This window comes from Halomonas sp. (genome assembly GCF_033549285.1).
In the GTDB taxonomy this organism is placed as follows: domain Bacteria; phylum Pseudomonadota; class Gammaproteobacteria; order Pseudomonadales; family Halomonadaceae; genus Halomonas.
This window is the reverse complement of the sequence record NZ_JAWSUJ010000182.1, coordinates 1-3,424: the sequence shown is the minus strand read 5'-3', so window position 1 is coordinate 3,424 and position 3,424 is coordinate 1. Positions and strand designations below refer to the sequence as shown.

Here is a 3,424-nt window from a genome sequence, read left to right as displayed (position 1 = left end):
GCATCGAGGGCCATGACGCCAACGGCTTCCGGGTGCGGGTCGACCGCGACGAGGTGATCCGCAGCGACGCCAGCCTGGAGAAGATGGCCGAGCTCAAGCCGGCCTTCGACCCGCGCGGCGGCACCGTCACCGCCGGCACCTCCTCGGCGCTCTCGGTGGGGGCGGCCGGCATGGCGGTGATGAGCTACGAGCGCGCCCAGGCCCTGGGCCTTGCGCCCATCGCCCGGGTGCTCTCCACCGGCGTGGCCGGCTGCGACGCCTCCATCATGGGTTATGGCCCGGTGCCGGCCTCGAAGAAGGCGCTGAAGAGCGCGGGCCTGACCATCGACGACATCCAGACCGTGGAGCTCAACGAGGCCTTCGCCGCCCAGGCGCTGCCGGTGCTCAAGGACCTGGGGCTGCGGGACGCCATGGACGACAAGGTCAACCTCCACGGCGGCGCCATCGCCCTGGGCCATCCCCTGGGCTGCTCCGGGGCACGCATCAGCACCACCCTGCTCAACGTGATGCAGGAGCGCGACACCACCCTGGGCCTGGCCACCATGTGCATCGGCATGGGGCAGGGCGTGGCCACGGTGTTCGAGCGCCTCAGGTGACCTGCCCGGGCTGATAATCGTCGCGGTGAAGCGCAGGACGGCACCCCCTCGGGTGCCGTCCTGCGTTGCGCGCTCGGGGCTCAGTCGGAACTTGCCGCATCGTGCACGGCGAGGCGGGGTTGCGTGTGGCGTTCGGACATCATGCTTTCGGCCTCGACCCATCCCTGTTCGCGGTAGTAGCGCAGCGCCCCTTCGTGCAGGGGGGCGCTGAGCCCCTCGCGGATCATCGCCTGGGGTGTCAGCTGGCCCAGGGCGGGATGGGCTGCCTGGAAGCGTGCGAAGCTGTCGAAGACGCTGGAGACCAGCTGGTAGACCAGGTCGGGGTCGGTGTCCGCCGTGGTGACCAGGGTGGCCTTGACCCCGAAGGTCTCCACGGCCTGCTGGTCCGGGCCGTAGAGGCCGGCGGGGATCGAGGCCCGCGTGAAATAGGGGTAGGCATCCACCAGCAGGTCGACGAAGTCGCCCTGCACGTCGACGATCTCGGCATCGCACAGCCGGATGGCCTGGGCCACCGAGGCGTTGGGATGGCCCACGGTATAGACCATGGCGTCGATGTTGCCGTGGCAGAGCTCCATGGACTGCTGGTCGGCCGGCAGGTCGTGGGTCTGGCGGAAGTTGGTGCGGCTCCAGCCCCGGGCATCCATCAGCCTGAGCATGGTGCCGCGCTGGCCGGAGCCCGGGTTGCCGATGTTCACCGAGCGCTGCTGAAGGTCCTCGAAGTCCCGAATCCCGGCATCACGTCGCACCACCAGGGTGAAGGGCTCGCTGTGCAGCGAGAAGATGGAGCGCAGCGCCTCGTCCGGGCCGTCGTTTCGGAATCCTTCTATGCCCAGGGTGGCGTACTGGTGAAGGTCCGACTGGGCCATGGCGAGTTGCAGATCGCCGCGTCGCAGCCCACGCAGGTTGGCACTGGAGCCGTCGCCGGGCTGCGCCCGGCAGGGCGTCTCGATGACTCGGCACAGCGCCCGGCCGACCACATGGTAGACCCCGGCGGGGCTGGCGGTGGCGATGATCAGGGGATCGTCGGCCTGCACCGACGGCGGGTTCCAGAGCAACAGGCTGGTCAGGCCGATGCCCAGCAGCCTTGCAGTTGTTTTCATGACTCACCTCGCGTCAGTGAGTCGGCCAGAGGCACTCCAGGTCCAAGGGCGGCTGGGCGGAAGCCGAAAGGAGGGACTTCACATCGCGTCTGGTCGACGTGTCGTGTTGTTCTTTTGATCTTGTTGTTCTCTTGTTGTCGCGCGATCAGCCGATGCGGCGTTCGACAGGGCCCGAGAATCCCTGCAATTGGACGGGCCTCCTTGATGTATAGCAGGTGCTTAAGGATCGGAAAGGACTATCAACGGAATTTAATCGTATATGGTTAGAGCACGCCGGCGTCCAGCCCTGCGGCCATCGCCATGCCCAGCTCCTCCACCTGATCGACGAAGTCCTCCTGCCATTCGCCGCGCAGGAGCAGCGGTTCCTGCACCCACTTCCAGCGCAGGCCGGTGACGATCCCCTCCACCGCCCGGCGGGTGCCGGTGCCATCGCGGCCGGCGCGGATATAGAGCGCGCAGGGCAGCCCCTGCTTCTCCTCCAGCACCGGGTAGTAGCTGCGGTCGAAGAAGTCCTTCAGGGCGCCGCTCATGTAGCCCAGGTTCTCGGTGGTGCCGAGCAGGATGGCATCGCAGGCCAGCACATCCTCGGGGCCGGCCTCCAGCGGTGGCTTCACGGTGACCTCGACGCCCTCGATATCGGGATGGCGCCCGCCGCGCTCGGCGGCCTCGCGCAGCCGGTGGGTATTGGGCGAGGGGGCATGGGCGACGATCAGCAGGCGAGGCATGGCGGTCTCCCGGGTTGAACTCGTGGCTTGCGGCCATCATGCCATGGCGAGGTGGCGTTGACAGGCACCGGGCTTTCTCCGACGCTGAGTCGGCGCTCGCGCACCGTCATGTCGACACATAGACATCTTCAACGCTTGGATATCCAGGGAGGTTGATCACCATGGCCTTTGCTCTCTCGACCATGCAGCTCGAAAGCTCCGCCTTTGCGGCGGGGGGTGCCATTCCGACGACATACACCGGGGAGGGGGACGACGTCTCGCCGGCCCTCAGCTGGCAGGGCGCCCCGGAGGGCACCAAGGGCTTCGCGGTGATCTGCCATGACCCGGATGCCCCCCTGGTGCAGAACGGCAGCTACGGCTTCGTGCACTGGGTGCTCTACAACCTGCCGGCCGCCACCGGCGCGCTCAAGGAGGGCAGCGGCGAGGGGACCCCGGGGCTCAACGACTTCGGCAAGACCGGCTACGGCGGCCCCATGCCGCCGGAGGGCCACGGGGTGCACCACTACTTCTTCTGGGTGCTGGCGCTGGACAAGGCCACCGACCTGCCGGAAGGCCTCTCGCTGCCCGAACTGCTCAAGCAGGCGGAGCCCCACCTGATCGGCATGAACCGCCTGGTGGGTACCTATCAGCGTGACTGATGGGTGCGGCGCCTGATCGTGCGCCGGCAGAGCAAGCGGGCTCGCGTCATCTTCGACGCGGGCCTGCGGTGTTTATCCCTCCGGCTCAGGTCGCGACATCGCTCGGCTCCGGCGCGGCCACGTCGTCGTGGTCGATCACCAGGTGCTCCAGTTCCTCGCAGAAGGCTTCCAGGGCCTCGCTGGTGTGCCCCGGCCGGCGGTGCAGCTCGATCTCTACCTGCCCCAGAGGCGGCAGGCCCTCCGCCTCGCCGACGATGCGACACCCCTCGGGCACGCTGCGCGGGGTCTTCACCGTCATCGCCAGGCCCGCCTGGACCGGCAGGTTGATGCCGGTGGGCGACTGGCTGGAGTAGTGGACCTCCCAG

At 68.1% G+C, this 3,424-nt stretch carries 3 protein-coding genes and 2 pseudogenes; 2 read left to right on the top strand and 3 right to left on the bottom strand.

The genetic code is table 11. The features are described from left to right. Positions 1 to 596: pseudogene (fadA, locus tag SCI24_RS21180) on the top strand (acetyl-CoA C-acyltransferase); the annotation flags it as partial. Between the two features lie 80 nt (positions 597 to 676). On the opposite strand, the gene SCI24_RS21175 reads toward fadA, so the two are convergent. Together SCI24_RS21175 and SCI24_RS21170 are read right to left on the bottom strand one after the other, a co-directional pair. Next, positions 677 to 1,696, bottom strand: coding sequence for a TAXI family TRAP transporter solute-binding subunit (locus SCI24_RS21175; RefSeq protein ID WP_318727248.1), 1,020 nt, complete (start codon positions 1,694 to 1,696; stop codon positions 677 to 679). 263 nt (positions 1,697 to 1,959) lie between these two features. Further along, on the bottom strand, positions 1,960 to 2,421 hold the full coding sequence (locus SCI24_RS21170; RefSeq protein WP_318727247.1) for a flavodoxin family protein: 462 nt from the start codon (positions 2,419 to 2,421) through the stop codon (positions 1,960 to 1,962). Positions 2,422 to 2,582: 161 nt separating this feature from the next. Here SCI24_RS21170 and SCI24_RS21165 point away from each other — a divergent pair, with 161 nt between their 5' ends. Further along, positions 2,583 to 3,059, top strand: coding sequence for a YbhB/YbcL family Raf kinase inhibitor-like protein (locus tag SCI24_RS21165; RefSeq protein ID WP_318727246.1), 477 nt, complete (start codon positions 2,583 to 2,585; stop codon positions 3,057 to 3,059). 85 nt (positions 3,060 to 3,144) lie between these two features. On the opposite strand, the pseudogene SCI24_RS21160 reads toward SCI24_RS21165, so the two are convergent. Continuing rightward, positions 3,145 to 3,424 (bottom strand): annotated as a pseudogene (locus SCI24_RS21160) (LysR family transcriptional regulator); the annotation flags it as partial.